The sequence below is a fragment of the Acidisphaera rubrifaciens HS-AP3 genome (genome assembly GCF_000964365.1).
Classification (GTDB): Bacteria; Pseudomonadota; Alphaproteobacteria; order Acetobacterales; family Acetobacteraceae; genus Acidisphaera; species Acidisphaera rubrifaciens.
Window position 1 is genome coordinate 1 of sequence record NZ_BANB01000928.1, and the last position, 1318, is coordinate 1318.

Annotated in this window: 1 protein-coding gene; it reads right to left on the reverse strand. The window is 73.3% G+C overall.

Features of this window, described 5'->3' with window-relative positions; genetic code table 11:
• Positions 1 to 1318, reverse strand: a 1318-nt coding sequence (locus B8460_RS19120; RefSeq protein ID WP_052945318.1) for a trypsin-like peptidase domain-containing protein, incomplete at both ends; no start/stop codon positions are given.

Below are 1318 nucleotides of genomic sequence, written 5' to 3' on the forward strand. Positions count from 1 at the left end.
CTTGATGCCCGCCGTCTCGGCGGGCGAGCCGGGATCGACCTTGCTGATGACCACGCCCCTGGTGTCGGCCGGCAGGCCGAGGCGGCTGCGCCAGTCGGACGTCAGGGCATTCAGCGTCACGCCGACATGCGGGCCGCCGCCCGTCCCGTTGCCGTGCGCCGCGTCATGGTCGCCCGGCGCCTCGGCCACCTGCACGTCGATCGTCTTCTTTTCGCCCGCCCGCATCACCTCCAGATGCGCGGTCTCCCCCGGCGCGATGCCGAGCACGCTGATCGCCAGTTCGCGCGGATTGGCGACCGGCGTGCCGTCGAGCGCGCGGATCACGTCGCCCGGCTGCAAGCCGGCGCGGGAGGCGGGGCTGTTGGGCTCGACCTGCGCGATCAGCGCGCCCTCGTGCTGCGCGAGGCCCAGCGCGCGCGCCATGTCGGGGCTGACCGGCTGCGCCTCCACGCCGATGAAGCCGCGCACGACGTGCCCGGTCTTCTGCAGCTGCGACACCACGACCTTCACCAGGTTCGACGGGATCGCGAAGCCGATGCCGATCGACCCGCCGTCGCGCGTCGGCGAATAGATCGCGGTGTTGACGCCGATCACCTTCCCGTCCTGCGTGAAGGTCGGGCCGCCGGAGTTGCCGTGATTGATGGGCGCGTCGATCTGGATGTACTCGTCATAGGCGCCGGAGCCGATATCGCGTCCCTCGGCCGAGATGATGCCCGCCGTCGCGGTGCCGCCGAGCCCGTAGGGCGCGCCCATCGCCACCACCCACTGCCCCACCCGCGTCTTCGCCGAGTCGCCGAGCTGCAGGAACGGCAGCGGATGCCCGGCCGAGACGCGCACAACCGCGAGATCGGTGCGCGGATCGCGCCCGACGATGTGCGCCGGCAGCGTCGTGCCGTCGTCGAGGCGCACCGTGATGGACGTCGTGTCCTGCACCACATGGTTGTTGGTGACGATCGTGCCGTCGGCATCGACGATGAAGCCGGAACCGCCGACCCGCGTCGGCCCGTGGCCGCCGCCACCACCGCCACCACCGTTGCCGCCGTCCTGGTCGCCGCCGTCATCGTCGCCGTCGCCCGCCCCTGGCTTGAGCGTCGCGGTGATGGTCACCACCGCCGGACGCACCTGGGCGATCAGGTCGGCGAAGTCGGGGACGGTGACGCGGTTGATCTTGCCCGGCCCGGTGTCGGGATTGACCGGCCGCCCGACCGTGCCGTGCGCCCCCTGCACGTCGCCCGGATGCCCCGAATCCTGCCCCGGCGGCGCGTCCACGGCGGGCGGCGCGTCCGCGGCGGGCGGGGCGGCCCGTGCCGCCGCCCCG